The 20,995-nt window shown below is 61.2% G+C and carries 20 protein-coding genes, 1 tRNA gene and 1 pseudogene; 4 read left to right on the top strand and 18 right to left on the bottom strand.

Annotated elements, in window-relative coordinates:
- Positions 1 to 52: 52 nt before the first annotated feature.
- From nusB to H3V08_RS04125, 7 genes and pseudogenes are all read right to left on the bottom strand, one after another.
- Positions 53 to 748 (bottom strand): transcription antitermination factor NusB, encoded by a 696-nt coding sequence (nusB, locus tag H3V08_RS07510; RefSeq protein WP_232340113.1) that lies wholly within the window; start codon positions 746 to 748, stop codon positions 53 to 55.
- Positions 749 to 761: 13 nt separating this feature from the next.
- On the bottom strand, positions 762 to 1,325 hold the full coding sequence (gene efp / locus H3V08_RS04100) for an elongation factor P (RefSeq protein ID WP_033490946.1): 564 nt from the start codon (positions 1,323 to 1,325) through the stop codon (positions 762 to 764).
- 280 nt (positions 1,326 to 1,605) lie between these two features.
- On the bottom strand, positions 1,606 to 2,805 hold the full coding sequence (gene tuf / locus H3V08_RS04105; RefSeq protein WP_033490410.1) for an elongation factor Tu: 1,200 nt from the start codon (positions 2,803 to 2,805) through the stop codon (positions 1,606 to 1,608).
- A 191-nt stretch (positions 2,806 to 2,996) separates the two neighbouring features.
- Positions 2,997 to 5,123, bottom strand: coding sequence for an elongation factor G (gene fusA / locus H3V08_RS04110; RefSeq protein ID WP_033490412.1), 2,127 nt, complete (start codon positions 5,121 to 5,123; stop codon positions 2,997 to 2,999).
- Between the two features lie 26 nt (positions 5,124 to 5,149).
- A complete protein-coding gene (rpsG, locus tag H3V08_RS04115) occupies positions 5,150 to 5,620 on the bottom strand; it encodes a 30S ribosomal protein S7 (RefSeq protein ID WP_033490414.1) in 471 nt (156 codons plus the stop codon).
- Between the two features lie 3 nt (positions 5,621 to 5,623).
- Positions 5,624 to 5,995 carry a 30S ribosomal protein S12 gene (gene rpsL, locus H3V08_RS04120; RefSeq protein WP_198181686.1) on the bottom strand — a complete coding sequence of 124 codons (372 nt, stop codon included), beginning with the start codon at positions 5,993 to 5,995 and terminating at the stop codon, positions 5,624 to 5,626.
- A gap of 257 nt (positions 5,996 to 6,252) precedes the next feature.
- A pseudogene (locus H3V08_RS04125) lies at positions 6,253 to 6,414 on the bottom strand (DUF488 domain-containing protein); the annotation flags it as partial.
- 125 nt (positions 6,415 to 6,539) lie between these two features.
- Here H3V08_RS04125 and H3V08_RS04130 point away from each other — a divergent pair.
- The 3 genes from H3V08_RS04130 to H3V08_RS04140 all read left to right on the top strand — a co-directional run bounded on the left by H3V08_RS04130 (position 6,540) and on the right by H3V08_RS04140 (position 8,452).
- On the top strand, positions 6,540 to 7,538 hold the full coding sequence (locus H3V08_RS04130) for a YwiC-like family protein (RefSeq protein WP_198181688.1): 999 nt from the start codon (positions 6,540 to 6,542) through the stop codon (positions 7,536 to 7,538).
- A gap of 165 nt (positions 7,539 to 7,703) precedes the next feature.
- Positions 7,704 to 8,222 carry a DNA-deoxyinosine glycosylase gene (locus H3V08_RS04135; protein WP_232340115.1) on the top strand — a complete coding sequence of 173 codons (519 nt, stop codon included), beginning with the start codon at positions 7,704 to 7,706 and terminating at the stop codon, positions 8,220 to 8,222.
- Between the two features lie 154 nt (positions 8,223 to 8,376).
- Positions 8,377 to 8,452 (top strand) — tRNA-His (locus H3V08_RS04140).
- 100 nt (positions 8,453 to 8,552) lie between these two features.
- On the opposite strand, the gene H3V08_RS04145 is transcribed toward H3V08_RS04140, so the two are convergent.
- Positions 8,553 to 8,741 (bottom strand): hypothetical protein, encoded by a 189-nt coding sequence (locus H3V08_RS04145; RefSeq protein ID WP_198181690.1) that lies wholly within the window; start codon positions 8,739 to 8,741, stop codon positions 8,553 to 8,555.
- A gap of 93 nt (positions 8,742 to 8,834) precedes the next feature.
- Here H3V08_RS04145 and H3V08_RS04150 point away from each other — a divergent pair, with 93 nt between their 5' ends.
- A complete protein-coding gene (locus tag H3V08_RS04150; protein WP_198181691.1) occupies positions 8,835 to 10,220 on the top strand; it encodes an AbiH family protein in 1,386 nt (461 codons plus the stop codon).
- A 118-nt stretch (positions 10,221 to 10,338) separates the two neighbouring features.
- On the opposite strand, the gene H3V08_RS07515 is transcribed toward H3V08_RS04150, so the two are convergent.
- The 10 genes from H3V08_RS07515 to H3V08_RS04205 all read right to left on the bottom strand — a co-directional run bounded on the left by H3V08_RS07515 (position 10,339) and on the right by H3V08_RS04205 (position 20,992).
- Entirely contained in the window at positions 10,339 to 10,980 is a 642-nt protein-coding gene (locus H3V08_RS07515) for an NlpC/P60 family protein (RefSeq protein ID WP_232340118.1), read from the bottom strand.
- Between the two features lie 106 nt (positions 10,981 to 11,086).
- The gene (locus tag H3V08_RS04165) at positions 11,087 to 11,371 is read right to left on the bottom strand and encodes a holin (RefSeq protein WP_198181692.1); all 285 of its coding nucleotides are present in this window, start codon (positions 11,369 to 11,371) and stop codon (positions 11,087 to 11,089) included.
- Between the two features lie 16 nt (positions 11,372 to 11,387).
- Entirely contained in the window at positions 11,388 to 12,383 is a 996-nt protein-coding gene (locus tag H3V08_RS04170) for a peptidoglycan recognition protein family protein (protein WP_198181693.1), read from the bottom strand.
- A 43-nt stretch (positions 12,384 to 12,426) separates the two neighbouring features.
- The gene (locus tag H3V08_RS04175; RefSeq protein WP_198181694.1) at positions 12,427 to 12,588 is read right to left on the bottom strand and encodes a hypothetical protein; all 162 of its coding nucleotides are present in this window, start codon (positions 12,586 to 12,588) and stop codon (positions 12,427 to 12,429) included.
- 70 nt (positions 12,589 to 12,658) lie between these two features.
- Positions 12,659 to 12,976: a DUF2170 family protein gene (locus tag H3V08_RS04180; protein WP_051875686.1), complete on the bottom strand. Its 318-nt coding sequence runs from the start codon at positions 12,974 to 12,976 to the stop codon at positions 12,659 to 12,661.
- On the bottom strand, positions 12,973 to 14,466 hold the full coding sequence (locus H3V08_RS04185; RefSeq protein ID WP_198181695.1) for a hypothetical protein: 1,494 nt from the start codon (positions 14,464 to 14,466) through the stop codon (positions 12,973 to 12,975). Before H3V08_RS04185 ends, H3V08_RS04180 begins: the two co-directional genes overlap by 4 nt.
- A gap of 42 nt (positions 14,467 to 14,508) precedes the next feature.
- Positions 14,509 to 15,717, bottom strand: coding sequence for a hypothetical protein (locus H3V08_RS04190; protein WP_198181696.1), 1,209 nt, complete (start codon positions 15,715 to 15,717; stop codon positions 14,509 to 14,511).
- A complete protein-coding gene (locus H3V08_RS04195; protein ID WP_051875687.1) occupies positions 15,714 to 16,577 on the bottom strand; it encodes a hypothetical protein in 864 nt (287 codons plus the stop codon). Before H3V08_RS04195 ends, H3V08_RS04190 begins: the two co-directional genes overlap by 4 nt.
- 33 nt (positions 16,578 to 16,610) lie before the next feature.
- A complete protein-coding gene (locus H3V08_RS04200) occupies positions 16,611 to 17,486 on the bottom strand; it encodes a phage tail family protein (RefSeq protein WP_198181697.1) in 876 nt (291 codons plus the stop codon).
- Entirely contained in the window at positions 17,483 to 20,992 is a 3,510-nt protein-coding gene (locus H3V08_RS04205; RefSeq protein ID WP_198181698.1) for a phage tail protein, read from the bottom strand. Before H3V08_RS04205 ends, H3V08_RS04200 begins: the two co-directional genes overlap by 4 nt.
- Positions 20,993 to 20,995 lie beyond the last annotated feature (3 nt).

The following is a 20,995-nucleotide window of genomic DNA, read 5'->3' on the forward strand; positions in this document are numbered from 1 at the left end:
CGCCAGGCCACCGCACGTTCAGTATCGGCGAGCCATGTCACATCACGATGGTCTATTGGTCGGAAGACTCACCATATAGTTCTTCCGGCATGGTCAAAGTCAGATCGGCAAGGGAAACTTCCTCACCCTGAAGACCATTGTTCTCGTCCTCGTTCGTCGTAACATCTGGATCGAAGCCATCACCCTTACCCGCCGAACCATCAACTTGATGTTCGGACTCATGGGTGTCTTCGGCATCTATCCGGGAGGTTTCCTGTTCTGCCTTGTCGGCCTCGGCAAGTGCCAGGTCAGCAATCCTGGAAGCCTCCTGGCGACGGACCGTCTCGGCTTCCTCATGCTCGGATTCCTCATCCTTTTCCTGCTGAACCGCGCTGAGCAGGCCATGTATGAAGGATGGGGCATCAGAGTCCGACAGACTCTTCGCCAGGGAAAGCGCCTCGTCTATCGCCACCTTGTCGGGCACCTCAGGGTTGTAGAGCATCTCCCAGGCCGCGATACGCAGGAGATTCCTGTCGATGACATGCATCCGGCCCAGGGGCCACCTGGTCGAGTGACGATCAAGGGTGGCGTCGATACTCCTCTTGTGCTCGGCAACGCCGCGGACAATCTGGATGGCGTAGTCGGGCAGGGGTGTCTGGGCCCCTGGATGGGCTATGCGCTCATCGAGCAGGGACAGGATATCCTGTCCCTTCTCATCCGCTTCGTACAGAGTGTTCAGCGCCCGCTTACGGGCTGTGGAACGTGCCATCTATTCGTACGGCTCAGTTCTCGCGGCCCAGGTAGGAACCGTCGCGGGTATCCACCTTGACCTTCTCACCCTGCCCGACGAAGAGGGGAACCTGGATTTCGGCTCCGGTCTCGACCGTGGCGGGCTTGGTACCGGCATTGGAGCGGTTGCCCTGCACACCAGGCTCCGTCTCGGTCACGGTCAGGACCACGGAGGCCGGCAATTCCACGGAAAGGGGGTTCCCGTCATGGAAGCTGATGATGCAGTCCGTGCCCTCAAGCAGGTAGTTCTCCTGGTCCCCGACCAGGCTGGCGGGGATGTTGACCTGATCGTAGGTGTTCATATCCATGAAGACGAAAGCGTCTCCATCACGGTAGGAGAACTGCATGGTCCTGTTGTCCACCGTCTCGAATTCCATCTTCATACCGGCATTGAAGGTACGGTCGACGATCTTGCCCGAAAGAACATCCTTGATGGTCGTGCGGACGAAGGCCGGCCCCTTGCCGGGCTTGACATGCTGGAACTTGATGACGGTCCAGAGCTTGCCGTCCAGGTTGATGACCGATCCGTTCTTGATGTCGTTTGAAGTCTGTGCCACCTTGATACCACCTATCTCATGAATGACTGGGGCGGGAATCCGCAAGGGCCGACGCTCGGCCCGTTCCTCCAGCTCCCAAACGGCCCTCCCATGGGGATGACCTGCTCGCGTTGAATCCTCGCCTATTATGCCACGGTGCATGAACACACGAACCTTCGGGGCAATCTCCCCTATCGGCAGTCCGCGTACGACCGGCTAAGCAAGGCAAAGGGTCCGGAACGCCGAAGCGCACCGGACCCTTCAGTTTCGGATGGGAATCAATCCCGCCCGAGTACAGCTACTAGTCGATGATCTTGGTCACTCGACCTGAACCAACGGTGTGGCCGCCTTCACGAACAGCGAAGGTCAGACCCTCCTCCATGGCGACGGGCTGAATCAGCTCGACGGTGAAGGTGGCGTGATCGCCGGGCTGGACCATCTCGACACCATCGGGCAGGGTGATGACACCCGTCACGTCGGTGGTGCGGAAGTAGAACTGAGGACGGTAGTTGGAGAAGAACGGCGAGTGACGTCCACCCTCGTCCTTGGTCAGCACGTAGACCTCGCCCTCGAACTTGTGGTGAGGGGTCACGCTGCCGGGGGCGGCCAGAACCTGACCACGCTCGACATCCTCGCGACCGATGCCGCGCAGGAGCAGACCGGTGTTGTCGCCAGCCTCGGCCTCATCCATCTGCTTGTGGAAGGTCTCGATGGAGGTGACGGTGGTGGACTGGGTGTCGCGGATGCCGACGATCTCCACGGTGGAGTTCACGGGCAGCTTGCCGCGCTCGACACGGCCGGTCACCACGGTGCCGCGGCCGGAGATGGTGAAGACATCCTCGACGGGCATCAGGAAGGGCTTGTCCAGGTCGTGGACAGGGGTGGGGATGTAGTCGTCGACGGCATCCATCAGATCCTTGACGGTCTGAACCCACTTGTCGTGATCGGGGGCATCATCGTGCAGAGCGCCGTAGGCGGAGGTGCGGATGACGGGGCAATCACGATCGAAGCCGTTCTCGTCGAGCAGGTCGCGGACCTCTTCCTCGACCAGCTCGATCAGCTCGTCGTCCTCGACCATGTCGCACTTGTTTAGCGCAACCAGGATCTTCGGCACGCCGACCTGGCGGGCCAGCAGAACGTGCTCACGGGTCTGTGCCATGGGGCCATCGGTGGCGGCGACCACGAGGATGGCGCCATCCATCTGGGCGGCACCGGTGATCATGTTCTTGACGAAGTCAGCGTGGCCGGGGCAGTCAACGTGGGCATAGTGACGCTTCTCGGTCTGGTACTCGATGTGCGCAATGTTGATGGTGATGCCGCGCTCCTTCTCCTCCGGAGCAGCATCGATTGCGGCGAAATCATACTCAGGGTTCACATCAGGGAACTCCTCGTGCAGCACCTTGGAGATGGCCGCGGTCAGGGTGGTCTTACCGTGATCGACGTGGCCGATGGTGCCGATGTTAACGTGCGGCTTGGTCCGCTCGTACTTTTCCTTTGCCATTGTGTTTGTCCTCCTGGACGTTCGTAGTTTGCCTGCACGAACCACGCACAGAGCACTCGCTACATATTACTGGGTAATTGGGTTCTTTGCCAGTTATGCCCTCCGCCCAGTCAGCGCTACAAGAGTGTAGCGCTGACTGGTGACAGAAAACGCCTGACGGTGCGGTCCGCCGTGTCGGCGGACCTGACGAATCACTCGCCGCGCTGGGCCTTGATGATCTCGTCGCTGACGGCCTTGGGGACCTCAGCATAGGAGTCCATCTGCATGGTGAACATGGCGCGTCCCTGGGTCTTGGACCTGAGATCGCCGATGTACCCGAACATCTCCGACAGGGGCACCTTGGCGTCAATGACCTTGACGCCGGTGGCGTCGGTCATGGACTGGATGGAGCCACGGCGGGAGTTGATGTCGCCCATGACGTCGCCCATGTACTCCTCGGGAGTACGGACCTCGACAGCCATGATGGGTTCAAGGATCACGGGCTTGGCCTTGGGAGCGGCCTCCTTGAAGCACATGGATCCGGCGATCTTGAAGGCCATCTCCGAGGAGTCGACCTCGTGGATCTGACCATCGGTCAGGGTCGCCTTGACGCCCACAACCGGGAAGCCTGCCAGAACGCCCGACTCCATGGCCTCCTGCACACCAGCATCGACCGAGGGGATGAATTCCTTGGTGATGTGGCCGCCGGTGACCTTGTTGTCGAAGACGTAGGTTTCGCCCTCGGTGGTGTCCAGGGGCTCGAAGTTCATGAGCACCTTTGCGAACTGACCGGAACCACCGGTCTGCTTCTTGTGGGTGTACTCCTGGTTCATGACGGGCTTGCGGATGGTCTCACGGTAGGCGACCTGGGGCTTGCCCACGTTGCACTCCACATGGAACTCACGACGCATGCGGTCAACCAGGATGTCGAGCTGAAGCTCGCCCATGCCGGAAATCAGGGTCTGGCCCGACTCCTCATCGGTCTTGACCTGGAAGGTGGGGTCCTCCTCGGAGAGCTTCTGGAGGGCGACGCCCATCTTCTCCTGGTCGGCCTTGGTCTTGGGCTCCACGGCCACCTCGATCACGGGATCGGGGAAGGTCATGGACTCCAGCACCACCGGCTCCTTCTCGTCGCACAGGGTGTCACCGGTGGTGACGCTCTTGAGACCGACGAAGGCGTAGATGTTACCGGCGATGGCCTCGTCGACCGGATTCTCCTTGTTGGAGTGCATCTGGAAGAGCTTGCCGACGCGTTCCTTCTTGCCCTTGGTGGAATCCAGGATGGTGTCGCCCTGGGCAATCCTGCCGGAGTAGACCCGGACATAGATCAGCTTGCCGTAGAAGGGGTGGGTCGCAACCTTGAAGGCCAGAGCCGAGAAGGGCTCGTTCACGCTGGGCTTGCGGTCCATCTCAACCGACTCGTCGCCAACCTTGTAGCCCTTGATGGCGGGAATGTCCTCGGGGCTGGGCAGGAAGTCGACAACGGCATCCAGCATGGGCTGCACACCCTTGTCCTTGAAGGCGGAGCCGCAGAAGACCGGGAAGGCGGTCTGGTCGATCGTCATCTTACGAACGGCCTTGCGAATCTCCTCCTCGGAGATCTCTTCGCCACCCAGGTACTTCTCCAGGAGCGCCTCGTCGGACTCGGCGACGGCCTCAATGAGCTCGGTCCGGTACTGCTCGGCCTTGTCCTTGAGATCGTCGGGGATGTCGATGGTGTCGTACTTGGCACCCAGATCGGCCTCGTCCTTCCAGTAGTAGGCGACCATACGAATCAGGTCGACCACGCCGTGGAAGTCGTTCTCCGCACCGATCGGGAGCTGCATGACCAGGGGCTTGACACCCAGCTTGTCCTTGATGGTGTCGACCGAGTAGTAGAAGTCAGCACCCAGCTTGTCCATCTTGTTGATGAAGCAGATGCGGGGCACGCCGTACTTGTCGGCCTGACGCCAGACCGTCTCGGACTGGGGCTCAACGCCCTCCTTGCCGTCGAAGACGGCGACGGCACCATCGAGGACGCGCAGGGAGCGCTCCACCTCGGCCGTGAAGTCCACGTGGCCGGGGGTATCGATGATGTTGATCTGGAAGGTGTCCTTGGTGTCGTGCGACTGACGGTTCCAGAAGGCCGTGATGGCGGCGGAGGTGATCGTGATGCCACGTTCCTTCTCCTGGTCCATCCAGTCCATGGTGGAGGCGCCGTCGTGGGTCTCACCAATCTTGTAGTTGACGCCGGTGTAGTAGAGGATGCGCTCCGTCGTCGTTGTCTTGCCGGCATCGATGTGGGCCATGATGCCGATGTTGCGGACCTTGGTCAGGTCCGTGAGCACGTCTTGTGCCATAATCCTGTGTTCTCGCTCTCTTCTGATTACCAGCGATAGTGGGCGAAGGCCTTGTTGGCCTCGGCCATCTTGTGGGTGTCCTCGCGACGCTTGACCGCTGCGCCCAGACCGTTGGAAGCATCGAGAATCTCGTTGGCAAGACGCTCGGACATGGTCTTCTCACGACGGGCCCGGCTGTAATCGGTCAGCCAGCGCAGGGAGAGCGTGTTCGCACGGTTGGGCTTGACCTCAACGGGGACCTGGTAGGTGGCGCCACCGACACGACGGCTGCGAACCTCCAAGCTGGGACGGATGTTGTCCAGGGCGCGCTTGAGCACCGCCACAGGCTCCTGGTCGGTCTTTTCCTTGACCTGCTCCAGGGCCGTGTAGACGATGTCCTCGGCGATGGACTTCTTGCCGTCAAGCAGAATCTTGTTGATCAGCTGGGCCACCACGGTCGAACCGTAGATGGGATCGGGCAGGAGCTGATGCTTTTTGGCTGGTCCTTTACGTGACATGGTTTACTTGGCCTTCTTTGCTCCGTACAGGGAACGTCCCTGCTTGCGATCCTTGACTCCCTGGGTATCCAGCGCACCGCGCACGATGTGGTAGCGCACGCCGGGCAGATCCTTCACACGACCGCCGCGCACCAGCACGATGGAGTGCTCCTGGAGGTTGTGACCCTCACCAGGAATGTAGGCGCTGACCTCCACACCGGAGCTCAGGCGGACACGGGCCACCTTACGCAGTGCCGAATTCGGCTTCCTGGGGGTGGTGGTGTACACACGGGTGCAGACGCCACGACGCAGCGGGCTGCCCTTCAGTGCCAAGGTCTTCGACTTGCGAGGCTTGGCCTTACGTCCTTTGCGGACGAGCTGTTCAATTGTTGGCAACTGATTCTCTCCGATTCAGTAGGTGTCACTCTTGTTCGTTCCTCTGTGAGGCCGCCACACTGCAGCCACAGTCACCCGAACAGACGGGAGAAATCAGCCACTGTCCACCGGCCCGATGGCCCCTTGCCCTCCTGCAGGACATTACTGTCTGCAATCCACGGACTTGGGGATATCCCGGCCCACACACCTGTGACATAAGGCATGCTGCCGGCACACACAAGTTATCAGTATACCATCACGCGGGACAAGCCCGCTCCCCATGTACGCAGGCCAGGGCTCGGTGCCACATCCTTGAGCCAGCCGTCCAGGGCCGCGGCTTCTTTGCTGACCCCTCGCGGCCAGAGGCGGTCCACCAGGATCCTGACCCCATCCTCCTTGTCCGACTCCTCGTAGACCCGCTTGATTCTTACCTCGCCCATTGCTGTGCACCTCCAGAATCGACTGGTTGATGACGATTCCAGACTAGGTGGCAGTCGGCTCGTAAGGAAGCGTTTCGCGAGGCTTTTCCTTGTTCGGAATCCCGCGAAGGCATATGGTGGAGACCATGAACCAGGGACCGGAAAGAGACACCACAAGCGGCAGCAATGGTCACGCGAGCGCCGTTGGAGGGGCTACGCTTGCCAAGCCCCAACAGTCCGACCGGAAACCAACCGGCACCCGTTCGAATACGCTCCGCCGGTGGATCCCGAACCAACCTGGTGCATGGGCCATGGCCCTTATGCCGCCACTGGCCGGAACGTTCATGGGAGGTGTCTCCTGGCGCAACCTCCTCCTGCTTCTTGCATGGGTCCTCTGCTATTGCATGGAATTCACCACCGCACGGTGGCTGACCTCCCGCATGTCCAAACGCTTCCTGCCTCCCGTTGCCGCCTATGCAGCCGTGACCGGCGTTTTCGGTCTTGCCCTGCTGGTTACCACACCCGGTCTTCTGCGATGGGTTCCTTTATATACGGTCCTGGCGGCCCTGACCTTCCTGGCCGCCTGGAGACGTGTGGAGCGGTCCTGGTGGAACAACCTGGTATCCATCATCGCCGCCTGCACACTATGCCTGATTGCCTACTCGCTCGGGTCCGGCCCCCAGTCACAGACGACCCACTCCCCTGGCGGATACTTCGGCTGCCCACCCAATCCAGCCGTCAACTGCTTCAGCGGAGGACTCTTCCCCGCACAGGCATTTCCCCCAGTCGGTCTGGTGGCTACGCTTATCTTCGCCTATACCGAGTTCGGATCGGTTCTTTATGTGAAGTCCCTGGTTCGCGAGCGCAAGCACCTATGGTGCACGGTGGCCTCCGTGGTATGGAATCTGATGCTGACAATCGGTGCCGCGCTAATCCTGCCCGAGGTCGGATTCTGGCCCCTGTTCGCGGCGCTCATACTGGTGATTCGCGCCGCAGCACTGCCTGCAATCGCCAGGAAGCGACGTATCCCCATCAAGCAGGTAGGCATGGTCGAGAGCATAGCCAGCCTTGTAGTCTTCTTGGTGACCATCGGAACTGCCGGGCCAATCACATCCGCCCTTCATGGAGTGGGGCTGTTCCTTTAATACTAGGGTGGCATCCCAGCCCACCGTGGTGCCACTTTTCCTTGACGCGCTCTTCCCTACCCCGGCGAAATACTCATGCGAGGGTAGAACTGTTGTATGGCTCCTTCACGGCAAACACACCGCAAACAGGGTTCATCATCGACCGCCCATCATGAGACGGTATCAATGCAACATGTGACCCATGGTTTCGGCCCGGTGTGGGATTCACGGTCTCAGGTGCTGATTCTCGGTTCCATGCCCAGCCTCATGTCCCGCAAGGCCGGCTTTTACTACATGTTCCCACGCAACCGTTTCTGGCCGGTACTGGCCGCTCTCTTCGACAGCCCTGTACCTGAACCGGACCCCGACGTACGCCGGCGGTTTGCGCTCGAGCATCATATAGCCCTCTGGGACGTCATCCAGGAATGTGACATCCATGGAGCCAGCGACGCCAGCATCACCGACGTAGTCCCCACCGATATCAGCAGCATCCTGACTGCGGCCCCCATCCGTACTGTATTCACCACAGGACGGAAGGCGGGGCAGCTCTACACCCGCTACTGCCAGCCGGCTCTCGATGCCATCGGGCTCGATGTAACCATGGTGAATCTTCCCTCGACCAGCCCAGCCAACGCGGCCAAAAGCCTGGACGACCTCATTGCAGATTATGCCCCGATAAGAGCAGCCTTGGAAACCAGTGATTGATCCGAATCACTATGATTACGGCGACAATTCATAGCGTGGACCGTTTCCCCCCTCTGGATGCCTGAACTTAGATTGGAATCCCGGCGTGCCAAATCCGGATATCGTGTATAGTTATCGTTTGTTGTACGGACTCGTGTGACGTGTTCGTTCCATGGTGGCTATAGCTCAGTCGGTAGAGCACCTGATTGTGGTTCAGGAGGTCGCGCGTTCGAGCCGCGTTAGCCACCCCACCTCAAACCCCTACTCCCAACAGGGAAGCAGGGGTTTTACTGTATGTAGATTCCGAGACCAACAAACCAAATGTGTGACCCATAATCGGCAAAACGAAATTCAACGGTGTGTTCCATACTTGCGCTCCAGCCTCATTACCTCGCTCTCCCTGGCCCCGTACCTGATGGAGGCGATGTCCGCTTTCACCTGCTGGTGCAGTCCGGCCAGGCGTTCGCGTTCCTGTCTGGTCAGCCACAGCTGGTGTTCCTGGTCGATAATCTGGTCGAGGCGCTTGTGTATGAGGGCCATGAGTCGTGCCCTCTGGTCGGAGGAGCGGGGATGTAGTCGGGATGGTTGTCGGGTATCTGTGAAACATCATCGAAGGGAGTAGACCGTACCCGGATGATACGTCGTCAGTCCCTGAGATCTGTCAACGACGCAAAAGCACATCCGCAAGGCCCCTGTGACAGCCCCGGGTTCTCGCGCGAGGGTATGCTCTACCATGCGGGACGCACGGTAGAGCCGGCAACGACGCCACCGGAGATGAAGAGGAAGGGGTCAGCAGTGGGCAAGCACGACCAGTTATTGGTTCTCGGCAACGGATTCGACCTTCAATGCGGACTGAAGTCAGCCTTCACTGATTTCATGAAACCAAGAGACCAGCTAATGGAGAAAGCGTCCTTGACGTGGGACGTGGACTCGGCGTCGCTACGCAAAAGCCCGGACGAACCGTATGGCGAGCTGTCAGATGAGGATGGCTCAGCACTCGTGCTCAAGAAGATGGGTCTGACCGCGTGGGATTACATCCTGAAAGAGGATGAACAGGAGCGAACGTGGTACGACGTCGAGGAGTGCATCAGAACATGGGTGGACTACGGAACGGGGACCATGGTTACCCCCTGCTCAAAACACATGCAGCATATACGTTCCATGCGATACCCGAATTGGCCTGGCATAGAAACTACAGCTGAGAGAGCAGTGTACTTCTTCGCACGAGATGTGTACCTGACCGGAAAGGAAGGGGACCCAGCCTCAATCCTGTCCGTCCTCTTGGAGGAACTGCATCGTTTTGAGGAAATATTCGCTGACTACCTGAGAAAACAACAGGAAAACAACATCTGGTACGCGGTCAAAGCCGCAAAGCTGTTAAATACGCTGGCGGCCGACCGGGTACATCTCAATCAGAGGGAATCCACGCAAAACATACCATGCGAAGAACTCGACGGAGAAGATACCGCGCTCAACTTTAACTACACGCAGCCAATACCGACATCCTCAGATATCCCATCTGACATGCTGAACGTCCATGGGCTGGCGGAAAACCACAACATCATCTTCGGTATGGACGGTAAGGACCTAGGTCTGGGCCAGCCCTACTACACCAGCACGGTCAAATTCACCAAGACCTACCGACTCATGGCACTGAGCGGCAGACCGCACCAAACGCTGGTCCACCCTTACGTTGCAGGGTTCCCCGGCAGTGCGACGGGGGTAATCAAGTTCTTCGGGCATTCGCTTGGCGATGCTGACTACTCGTATTTCCAGGCCATATTCGACGAGGTGAACCTTTACGAGAGCGATACGCACCTGGTCTTTTACTACAACAAGAACCGCTCAAATGAAACGGTCCAGGGGAAAGACGTGAAGGAGGAGATGTTCGAGAAGGTCAATCGTCTCATCACCGCTTACGGTACCACTCTCGACAATGAAGACCACGGCAGGAACCTGCTGCACAAACTGCTCTTGGAAGGCCGGCTGACCATCAAACAGGCCCCCATTGAACGCTGATTACCCTCTTTCAGCGCTTCCTAAACGCAGAAAACACCCTCGCTCCGGTCTCCCGGAGCGAGGGTGCACGTACAGCTACCCGACCCCCATCGTGTAACAGAACGCCGGGAGAGTCAGTCTACTTGAGTTTGGAATTGACGCTGTTTCGAATCTCCCGCAGCGCATACAGCGGGGTCTCCTCAAGGACACCGTTGCCGGGCCCGAACCAGATCTTATCGCTGATGTTCTGGGCATTGCCCAAGGCATCCAGTTTGTGCTTGATGTCCTGCAGAGCGTACTCCACGGTCGTGTTCATGCCGTCCCAGTTGATCGGATCAGTCTTCACTGGCATATCAATTTCTCCTTGTAAATCGTTGTTCCCCGTCCACCGCAGGTAGCAGTTCCACGGGAAGTTATAGTAATTGTTCACATTGGTTTCACCACCGGTCTGGTCGCCGGGGGCACCGGCGATACCTCCGGTCTCGCTGACGGAAGCCTGGGCGATTAGGCCCCCGCCGATGTACACGGCCACATGGTTGGCATCGTTGAGCAGGATGTCACCCGGATAGGGATTCCCGTCGTTTGACACCCTCGCCCAGCCGCGAGCGGTGAGGTTCGCACTCAAATCCCTGGTCGTATTGGCTGAACCGGTGTCGAAACCGGCCTCACGTAGACAGTGAATGACCAGGCTAGAGCAGTCACAGTTACCGGCGGCGGGATCGAAATGCCACCGGTCGGACTGCGAATAGCCCATGTTGGCCTGCACGCACCAATATCTCATGCGCTCAATGAACTTTGAGACACTCGCCACCAGGATCACCTCCATTCATTGATTTCATTTATCCTCCTATTGTTTCCGCCCCCGGCCGGACGACCGAGGGCACAATCTATCTGCCGGCCATCTGCCGGACACTGGCACCGGAATCCACCTCGGGTAGGCCGGCGATGCTGGTCAAAAGACTCATCATCGCGGACAGGGCAGCGGTGCCGGCCACCAGGGACCAGTCCACCGTGCCGATGGTCGCGGCGCTGGCGGGTACAGCCGCCAAGGCCGCCTGGGCTGCGGTCTTGACCGCGCGTACGGCGGCGGCCTTGGCCCAGTTGGCGAGGCCTGACTGCGACCGAGGCAGGCAGGGAGCGGCGTGCCGGGGCATGGTCTCAGGGTCGGTCATGAGTGTCTCCTCTCAGTCAGAAGGGGTTGCCGTCACTGATGGCGATCTGGAGGCGGTCCAGAGGTTCGCCGAACATGCCCGCGAAGGTATCCCCGCCATAGCTGGTGCCGTCATCGCAGACGGTGGGCAGCCATCCCTGGCGGGCGGCGGTCTGACTGCGGTACCAGGCCTGGGCGAGGGTGCGCCCTGCCGGTGTCGCGTAGTGAAGCTGCACTGCGTCAATCACATGTCCCGGCACGCCCGCGCACCCGTTCACGGTGTCGTTGATGTCGGAGCGGTCCACCCAGTCGAGCCAGTCTCCGCCCAGCATGTGGACCCGGTAGCGCAGGTTGCCCTCATCCACGCGCACGGTCAGCAGGTCGTGGGCAGAGCAGGGTAGACCAGCGAACCCCTCGTCGCCCGGCCCGTAGTCGGTCACCTCGTCGAGCCAGTCTCCGCCCTGCCGATGCAGCCGGTAGTGGACATGGGCGGCGAGGCCGGGCCGGACCTTGGACGTGCCCATAAGGGCGGGGGGTGTATGTCCGGTGTCAGGCAGGCCCCGGGCGATCCGGTCGATCCTGGACAGGTCATAAGTGCCGGGGCACCGGGTGTTGAACCAGCGACTGTGCGGGTACAGGGGCAGGTCCCCGTACACGGCGCGCAGGTCCCGCACCAGTTCGGCGACCGTCCGGTAATCCCCGTCGCTCTGGCGGGGGTTGCACTCTATCGAGATGCTCGTGTCGTTGCCGCCCGACCCGACGCCCACGCCGTCCCCGCACGCCCAGGCGCGGTCACCCGGGGCAACGAGACAGGCCACACGCCCGTCCTCGACCACATAGTGGGCGGACGTGCCGCGCGCACCGGACGTGAACGTACGGATGACGCCATCGAAAGTGGGGACGTCGCTCGGGTCGCCCCACCAGTGGATCGTGATGGATGTGATGCCATACGGCCTGCCGGGCGTGAAACAGGCGGCATTGTACTGGGTAATGTCCTGGTAGGACATGGATACCTCCTCGCAGGAAAACGCCACCCAGGCGGGCGGCACGAACAAAAACGGAACCGCGTGAACGCGGTCAGGCGGTAAGCAACATGAGCGCCAGGCAGAACGCCAGGAGCCGTCCCACATACCACGACAACGTCAGCCTGACCGCCGCCACCACCACCGCACCGACCGCGACCACGGCCAGCAAGGTCAGGCAGAACAGAGCGACGGTCTTCAATCTCGGCAGCCGCATACGACCTCCTCTCAAAGGGATAAAAGAAAAGCCACCCGGACGGAGTGGCATGCATGGAGGAAGGGACTGGTCAGCCCACGGTTGACAGGACCTTAATCTCCTCATAGATCTTCGTGCCCGTCCCATTGCCGCCCAGGCTGTGGTACGCCTGGTAGATGCGCTCCACCTCCTCCATGGCCACCAGCGGGATACTGCCCAAGGGAACGTACCTGGCATGGATCTCCAGCAGTTCGGCACGTAGGAGTGTGCGTAGCCCGGCCTCCACGGCACGGTCCCGCTCCTCCTCCTTGCGGTGCCCGTTCAGCAGCCAGCCGCAGACACCGGTCAGGACGGGTATCAGCATGGGAGACACCAGGTTCTCCACCAGATCGATCAGCACTTCATTCATCGTGCCTCCGCCCAGAACATCTGGCCACTGAAGAAGTTGGCGGTCGTATTCGCGGTACCGATGCTGATGGTGCCTTGCGGCTGGCTCTCCCCTGGTCCGAACACATGGAAGCGGCCCATGGCGTACGAGGTGCCGTAGGCCAGCACGTCCAGGCTGTGGTCGGGCATGATCGACGGGTCCAGGCGCACCACGGGGATGGTCTTCTGTGAGGGAACGACCCCTGTCCTCACCTTGATGTTCAGTTCCAGGAAGTACACCCCGGCCCTCTTGTACAGGCGGGTAGCGCCGTTATAGTCCTCGTAGTCCGCAGACCAGCCCAGGTAGGAGGAAGGGTTGTAGTCCTTGAACCCGGCAGGCAGTTCATTCACCGTCACTCTGGACGTATACATGTTGATGCTGCCCCCGGCGAGGTCCACTCTGCCCGCCACCATCGAGGCTGAGTCGCCTTCGCGGCTCGCTACAGCCGTGAACTGGGGCTGCTGCGGGCTGGTGCCCATCGACAGACGGTCGAACTCGTCCGAATGGGTCCCCCATATCAGCCAGTACGGGTGCGTCTTGTCGTCGCCGATGCCTTGCAGCCCGCCCGTCTTGGTGCCTTGGATCAGTGTCTGGCTCAGCTGTACACGGTCCCCGCTCGAAGCAGTCTGCAACCCACCGACCGCATGCACGCCATCCCCGGTCGCCTTGAACAGAGTGTTACCGTCCTCGTCTTTGGCCCAGAAGCCCGACTTGTCGAAGCCCACCAGCCCATCAGCCGTGGTGAACGAGCCTGACCGGATGATACCCGCGCACAGCAGGCCGATGACCGCCGCATCCACCTGCACGTCGCGTGCGGACAGTTGGTCCAAGTACATGGCGACCGGAATCGGCTCCCACTCGGACCCGTCCCACCACCACTCGGCCACAAGGGCCGGCTTATCCCCCGTCCCGTACTGCATCCACAGATCACCGCGGTTCTTGCCCTCGCCTTGAGGCGGCGTCTCGCTCCTGGTGCGTTCGATGCCCAGACGCTCCGGGTCGATGTCGGCACCCGACACAACGACTTGTACGGGCGCGGTGGGTTCGCTGCCGTTGGGGGCGGGGCTGCCGTCCTCACCGTGCGCGTCATCCCATGCCACAGCGGAAACCGAATGCGAAGACCCGACCTCGTATGGGCCTAGGGCCAGCGTGCCACGAGCCGTCATTCTGCCCGCCTCCACGTTATCCACCAGGACCTGCACATGGTCGAAATCGGCGGGAACACCGCCCTCAAGGGTGCCGTCCCAGGACACCATCACCATGCCCGCCGCCGATTCCACATCGATGCCGGACGGAACCCCCGGGGCGGTCGTGTCCCCCACCCACTGCACGATGCCCTCGCTCCCCGCTGCGGGGCCTACCAAGGTCCGCGAACCATCAACGTTATGCCAGGCGGTGCTCGCCGAGAGACTCGTCTGCTGATGGGACGAGGAGGTGAGCGCGTCGGTGGTGGCGGCCAGCACCTGTTCCATTGGGCTGAGTGTGAGGTTTGGGTGGTATACCATTCCTGTTCCTTACTGGATCGGGTTGTCCATGACATCGAAGGTGATTCGTGCCTTTGTGGTCTGATTGCCAGAGATCTTCATGATCGTTCCGGGGTAGTCGCCGTCCAGCAGACTCGGGAAGCCACCAATGTGGAGTGTGGCCGGCATTCCCGGGCGCAGGGTTGCGGGCGAGCAACGGATCCCACCTGCGGCGGTGTCGGAGAAGTCGATGTCCGCCGATATCTGGATGAGTTTGCGCTTGTTCGCCGCAAGGCGTGACCGCACATGGTCCTTGAGCACGTCCACGTTCTCCGTGTCGGTGTCCGAGTATGCGCTTTCACGCAGTATCTGTGGGTCCATGCGGCTTACGACCTCGGCCATGTCCTCCGCATATGCGGTTATCGTCGCCTCATCGGTTCCCGCACCGCTGGCGTACCACCTCTGAATCGGGGCGGCGTGGGACACCTGGAGGTCATTAAGATGGCCCGTGCCTGGATAGTAGGTCAGTTCGATGGGGGTTGCTCCGGCATAAAGTCCGAGGTCGGCGTCCGAGCCTGCCACGAACCTGACCCGGATGTGCTGCTGGTCCGATAGATAGGGTTCGAAGGCGAAATCGGGGCCGTTGACGAGATTGGCTATGTCAGTCAGGAGCTTGTCTGCTTTGTTGTTCTGGACGTTCCATGCGTGGAGCGAACTTTTCTCCCTGGTTCCCTTCTCGTTCGCGTACGGCCAGTCGATGGGGAGTTCACCACCCTGTTTGCGGCTCGTAGCCAGCAGCCCGATGTCACTCATGATGGCCCGATACGAGAGCCCGTTGTAACTTACCGTGTCGGTGCTGTATCCGTCCTTGAACGTCCCCTCGCGTACCGCGATGCGCTCGGACAGCATGTCCAAAGGTGACTCAAGAGGGAAGCTGGTATCGGACTGTCTGTCCTGGCGGGCCCCGATGACTCCCCATAGGACGGGATCGCCTATCCGGTCATCCGTGTCGTCATCCTTCCAGCACACGCACAGGGCCCGCCTGGTCGAGTCCAGCATCCGGTTCCGCCCGATGGGGTCGTCAGCCGGGACCGCCGTCCAGGGGACGGTGAGGTTACTGGCCGACCGGTCACCCATCTCCCTGGTCGACGTGTTGAAGCTCTGCTGCCGCCCACTGGACTCCCACTGGAAGCTGGGGATGTCGATGGGGCATACGATCCGTCCATCGCGGGCGTCGCAGATGTAGTGTCTCCAGCTCACCTGGATACCCCCACATCGGTCACTTCGAGCGACCGGAACCCCCTCCACCACCAGCGCGGCCTGCTGACAGCAGGCTTGATGGCGACATGCACCTTGTGCGTGTCCCCGCCCGCCAACGCCACCCGCCAGCGGCACGACTGGCGCGCCCAGGGTTCAAACACCGCGCATTCGTCCTTGCCGTCACTGACCGGCTGATCGTCGACGTACAGGTTCGCCACGAACGAACCTATCCCGCCCGACGTGGACGCCCTGTAGGCCCACACCACGTCCACCAGGCGATCCGTGGAAAGCCGGCTTGTCGTCAGGGACAACTGGTGCTGCTCCATGCTGGCCCACTGCAGGCCGTCCGTGTCCGTCCGCTGTGCGTAGCCCAGCCTGCCCAGCGACCCTCCGTAGGGGATGGCGTACTCCATGCTCTGCGCATATGTGGCCGACATCGTGGAGGCCGCACCCGCTGGCATGACGAAGGACCGTAGCGGCAACGCACCTGACGGCAGGTCAGGCATCGGGGTTGATGCGGACGGTGTCCCTTCGGCCACGTGCAGGCTCACCTGGCCGCCAGCCTTGGTGTCCGCTAAAAGGTAGACGGTATCGATGCGTGGGTAGGCGCTGTCTCCCGCCGACACAGCCTCCTCAGTCGGCCCGCCAGGCCAGTACGCCTCCACAAACCCGTCCGCCAGGCCGTCGGAACATACAGCCACCCCGGAAGCCGCCTTGTACCGGAGTCCGGAGTCGCCGGACACCTCCAGCCCTTCGACCACGCCCGTATTTTCGTAGTGCGCCGCCAGGATGCGGCGGTGCGTCAACGCATCAAGTCCGTTGCCATCTACGTCCTGGGCAACACCCAAAGCCGTCACCATAAGAACCTCCTCTATATGTATTTCGCTTGCCTGTCAGATGTAGGTGTCGCACGTAAGCACGTCCACCCAGCCGCCGCCTGCACTCAGCAGACGAAGCATGATGTCACCGCCCGGCTCGATTTGGGGGAAACCGCGCCGCACCAGTCCCCTGCTGACATCCACACCGCCCATCGTGGCGGTCTGCGAACGGCAGTCCAGAACCAGAGGCACGCCTGGGCTCACGCGCCCCCTCCACTCAAGGCCGCCGCCCTTGCCCCACATGAACAGGAGACCATCGGGCCAGTCACCGTTGGCCGTCAGTACCGGGTAGGCACAGGTGGTGCCCGCGTTGCGCAACAGAAGCCTGCTCTGGTCGGCAGACTGCACCCCGTAATCCAGCGGGTATGCAAGTCCACGCCCCCCATCGCCGTACGACAGCCCGCCAGGCGTGGCCTCAGGGGCGACGATCTGTCCAGTCTGCGCCTCCCAAGCCAGACGTTCAGGTCTCGGACACACAAAGGTGAGCGTGCCTGAAAGCAGCTGACGGCTCCAGTCCGACCCGTACTCCGAGCGCAGATAGCACTCGACATACGTGTCCTCGCCCTCGTCAGCCACTCGCAGTCGTAGCATTCGACCGCTCATGGAGTTCACCTGCCGCGCCAGGGCCTGCAGCTCGGAACGGAGGGTGCCTACAAGGTCGATGTGGATGGTAACGGTGCGCGCGGAATACGAGATACCGTCCGCGGGGACATCGTGTGCGCCGTTGCCCCATGCTCGTTCCACCAGCTCGGTCTTGATCGGCGGGGTGGACAGCCACCCCTCGATGCCTTCCTTGGCGATCATCACGCCGCGCCCATCCGGAGGCCGGGACCGGCCCCCATGGAATCGCACCGTACGGTCACCGTCGTAGAGATACGCGTCAGCCATCATTGACTCCTTACCGTCTGCATCGCCGCAGCCGCCAGCTGGCGACCGAGGATGGTGCCTTCGACGAAGGGGTTGCTCACCCCATAGTTGGTGATGTTGACCTCCTGCGCGAAAGCAGGAGCCCCCTTGCCTGGGTGTCCGCCCTGGGAGGACGGACCATCCGCCGAGACGCTGGCACCAATCCGCATGGCGACGACCGTAGACCTGGCCTTACGTGCGGCCATGTCAGCCATCTGGGTCACCGAGTCATAGAGCGCAGGAGCGCCATCTTCGACACCCTTTGCGATGCCTGCGGGGATGAAGGGACCCACCTGCTTCGCCATCACCCGTGAGGGCGAGTGGATGCCCAGACGGTCCTTGATCCACTTGGGTATCCAATCGGCCACGGACGCAATCCTGTCCTTGAGCCACTGCTTGGCATTCTCCATGCCCCGCCACAGACCCTCGATGGCATTCCTGCCGATGTCGCTCAGCCAGGAACCCGCACCGCTGAACGCGCCCAGGATCCAGTCCTTGACATTGCCGAACATCTGACCGCACCATTCGCCGAGGGCGAGCGCGGCATCAACCAGGCCGTTGATGATCTTCCTGCCCACCTCGCCCCAGTCCGCGTTGAGGATGCCGTTCCATATGGCCTCGACTATCTTGACAACCGCATCGAGGATGTAAGCGATGGCTTTGATAAGTCCAACGGCGAGCGCCCAGATTATCTTGAGTCCAGCTTCTGTTATCTCTGGCATGTTGTTGATAAGTCCCGTTACCAGATTTTCGAGTATTTGACAGGCGGCTTCGATGATCTTGTCGAGATTGTCAACAATTCCTCTCACCAAGGCTTCCACGAATTGCACGGCGACTTCGAGGATCAGGGGAAGGTTGTCGATCAGCCCCTGGGCCACGGCTGCGATGATGTCCAAGGCCGCGTCCACCAGCTGCGGCAGAGCCTGGTCGATTCCCTCGATCAGGCCTTGTATGAGCTTGAGCGCTGACTCAATCAGAGAGGGCAGGTTGTCCACAATTCCCTGGGCCAGGCTCTTGACGATGGTCAGGGCCGCCTCTATAAGCTGCGGAAGACTTGTGGTGAATCCATCGACCAGGCCCTTGATGAGCGTAGTCGCCGCAGTGATGATGGCGGGCATATTGTCCGCAATGGCCTTGGCCAGGGTCTTGACGATGGTCATGGCCGCCGTGGTGATAGCGGGCAGCGCGTCCACCAGTCCCTGTGCGAGCATGCTTATCAGGTCAGTGGCGGCGGTCGCCATATCGGGGAGGCTCTGTGTCAGTCCCGACACGAGGCTGTCGAGAATCTCGCCGAACGACTGCGCCAGTGTCGGCCAAGACCTCATGACCCCTGAAATCAGACCGTTGACGAGACTGGTTCCAGCATCCAAGAGCGCCGGTAGTGCCGTGCCCAGTGCGCGCACGATGGCGGGCACCATCCCAGCGAACGACTCCGCCGCCTTGGGTATTCCCGAAGCGATGCCGTCCGCCATCCTGGACACCTGTCCACTAAACGCCGTCATGTCACCGCCTGTCGCGGCCAGTCCGATGACGGCTGCGGTCAGTACGCCGACCGGCCCGCTGAGAATCTTCAACGGTCCATTGAGGCCGCCGAGCATACCGCCGACTACCGGCACCCGCGTGAGCAGGCCTGCGAGCCCTTCGGAGCCGAGGGCCACGAATGCCGCCGTGAGCGGCCCCAGGATCGGCTTGAGTGATGCAAGCTTGCCGGTGAGTGCGTCGGAGTTCTCGCCGAATCCGCGGAACCTGTCGGTCAGCCAGTCCACTACCGGGCCGATCTTGTCTCCCAAAGCGGCCCCTATGGCCGAGGCTTTCTCCTCGATTGGTGCGAGGGCCTGGGTAATGGCATTGAGCAACGGTGCAAGTCTGGGGAGCAGGCCCGATTGCAGGTTCTGGCCTATACGGCTCCATGCCGCCTGGAGATCATCGATGCCTTTCATATGACTGAAGCCATCGCTAATGAGCGCGCCTATGCTGTCGGCCCCTGCGGCCACAGCTCCGGTGGCAAAGCTTTTGACGGTCTGTCCCACACTGCTGACGGCGGACGCGATGCCCCTACCTATGCCCGACAAGGCAGAGGTAACCATGCTTGCCAGAGAACCGAGTATCTTGCCAATACCCGAGAAGGCGACGGCGAACGCCTTGCCAAGGCCTTCGGCGACCACCTTCCCGACCTCCATGACGAGCGAAAACGCCGCCTTGGCCGCTGGGGGGATCTCGGAAAATCCACCCTTGATCTTGCCGACGGTGGCTCCGAGCGCGCCGCCGAGGGACGATGCCAGCTGTGTGACAGCCGGCATCATGGGGGACAGAGCCGATTTGAACCTGGTCCCCAGACCCTGGAACGGGGTGCTGATGGCGGAACCCATATTGAGGAACATCGTTCCCGCGGAGGACGCAAAGTTAGATACGTGCCCCTCGACAGCCGTCATGTCCCGTCCTGCCGCGCTGACAGCCGGGGACAGGAACTCTCCCGCCTTCTGCCCGACCACCGACAAGGGTGCCATGATGGATGCCGCCGCGGCTGAGGTCTGCGAGGAGAGAGTTGAGAATGCGGAGGAGACAGCGGAAGCCGCCCGTGAGGCGATGGCGGACACCTGGGAAGAGACGGATTCTGCGATGGACACGGTTGACAGGAGCGCCCGCCCCACACCGTCCGCAACAGTGGAGGACATTGATGAAATCTTCTGCCCCGTGGATTGGAACAGGGCAAGGGCCTGGTACGAGACGTTCCCGAAGGCCGAGATCACAGGTCCTGAGAACGTGGAGAGAACCGCGCCAATACTGCCGACTGCGGAGGACACCGATGAGACCACCGGTTGAAAGAACCCTGCGACAGAGTAGGCCAGCGTCGACAGACCGGCCCCGACCGTCGAAACCAGGTTCGTGGCCCACGACCCGACGAGGGTCCCTACACGGGTGAGTTCGGCCCACACCCCCTGCCCGACTTCTGCTACGCTCTTCGTCAGCTCCAGGGAAAGGTCCTGTAGGGCCTTGGCGATGGCCCCAGTTAGGAGTGACAGGCTGGAGGAGATGGATGAAATGAAAGGTGTTGCGCTAATCCCGGAGGATGCGAGGGAGTAGCTGGTCTTCAAAGCACTGCCCAGGCTACCGGTCTTGCCGATCAACGAGTCGATCTGGGCCGTGAGCTGTCCCAGGACGCCGGTCTGATGCTCAGTCGTTTCTGTTGCGGTCCTCGTGGCAGCGGATAGGGAGGACTGGGCTGCTTCCAGCTGCTTGACGCCCGCTGCCGTATCCGCGCGAAGCTTGTCAATACCAGTGCTGGACAGGTCCCGGGTCAGCCTGTCCATGCTGGACTGGAGCTCCTTACCGAGGGTGCGCCCTATGCCTGTGCCGCAGCCCTTGAACGCGTCGGCCAGGGCCTTGGCACCGGCCTCGCCGGCAAACTTCACGCCTTTGGAGACGGATGCTTTGAAACCGGTCATCACCGGGAAGATGTGTATGGCCCCCTGGCCGACGATGGCTGTCATGGC

The sequence above is a fragment of the Bifidobacterium sp. M0307 genome, assembly GCF_016100445.1.
Taxonomy (GTDB): Bacteria; Actinomycetota; Actinomycetes; order Actinomycetales; family Bifidobacteriaceae; genus Bombiscardovia; species Bombiscardovia coryneformis.

What these genes read in the sequence shown, in the direction of transcription:
- H3V08_RS04165 (WP_198181692.1), bottom strand. Translation starts at nt 11,371, where the DNA reads ATGACCGACCCTGAGACCATGCCCCGGCACGCCGCTCCCTGCCTGCCT.
- H3V08_RS04200 (WP_198181697.1), bottom strand. Translation starts at nt 17,486, where the DNA reads ATGATGGCTGACGCGTATCTCTACGACGGTGACCGTACGGTGCGATTC.
- H3V08_RS04185 (WP_198181695.1), bottom strand. Translation starts at nt 14,466, where the DNA reads ATGGAACAGGTGCTGGCCGCCACCACCGACGCGCTCACCTCCTCGTCC.
- rpsG (WP_033490414.1), bottom strand. Translation starts at nt 5,620, where the DNA reads ATGTCACGTAAAGGACCAGCCAAAAAGCATCAGCTCCTGCCCGATCCC.
- H3V08_RS04180 (WP_051875686.1), bottom strand. Translation starts at nt 12,976, where the DNA reads ATGAATGAAGTGCTGATCGATCTGGTGGAGAACCTGGTGTCTCCCATG.
- H3V08_RS04205 (WP_198181698.1), bottom strand. Translation starts at nt 20,992, where the DNA reads ATGACAGCCATCGTCGGCCAGGGGGCCATACACATCTTCCCGGTGATG.
- H3V08_RS04195 (WP_051875687.1), bottom strand. Translation starts at nt 16,577, where the DNA reads ATGGTGACGGCTTTGGGTGTTGCCCAGGACGTAGATGGCAACGGACTT.
- H3V08_RS04130 (WP_198181688.1), top strand. Translation starts at nt 6,540, where the DNA reads ATGAACCAGGGACCGGAAAGAGACACCACAAGCGGCAGCAATGGTCAC.
- H3V08_RS04175 (WP_198181694.1), bottom strand. Translation starts at nt 12,588, where the DNA reads ATGCGGCTGCCGAGATTGAAGACCGTCGCTCTGTTCTGCCTGACCTTG.
- H3V08_RS04135 (WP_232340115.1), top strand. Translation starts at nt 7,704, where the DNA reads ATGCAACATGTGACCCATGGTTTCGGCCCGGTGTGGGATTCACGGTCT.
- H3V08_RS07515 (WP_232340118.1), bottom strand. Translation starts at nt 10,980, where the DNA reads ATGAGATATTGGTGCGTGCAGGCCAACATGGGCTATTCGCAGTCCGAC.
- tuf (WP_033490410.1), bottom strand. Translation starts at nt 2,805, where the DNA reads ATGGCAAAGGAAAAGTACGAGCGGACCAAGCCGCACGTTAACATCGGC.
- H3V08_RS04145 (WP_198181690.1), bottom strand. Translation starts at nt 8,741, where the DNA reads ATGGCCCTCATACACAAGCGCCTCGACCAGATTATCGACCAGGAACAC.
- fusA (WP_033490412.1), bottom strand. Translation starts at nt 5,123, where the DNA reads ATGGCACAAGACGTGCTCACGGACCTGACCAAGGTCCGCAACATCGGC.
- nusB (WP_232340113.1), bottom strand. Translation starts at nt 748, where the DNA reads ATGGCACGTTCCACAGCCCGTAAGCGGGCGCTGAACACTCTGTACGAA.
- H3V08_RS04150 (WP_198181691.1), top strand. Translation starts at nt 8,835, where the DNA reads ATGATACGTCGTCAGTCCCTGAGATCTGTCAACGACGCAAAAGCACAT.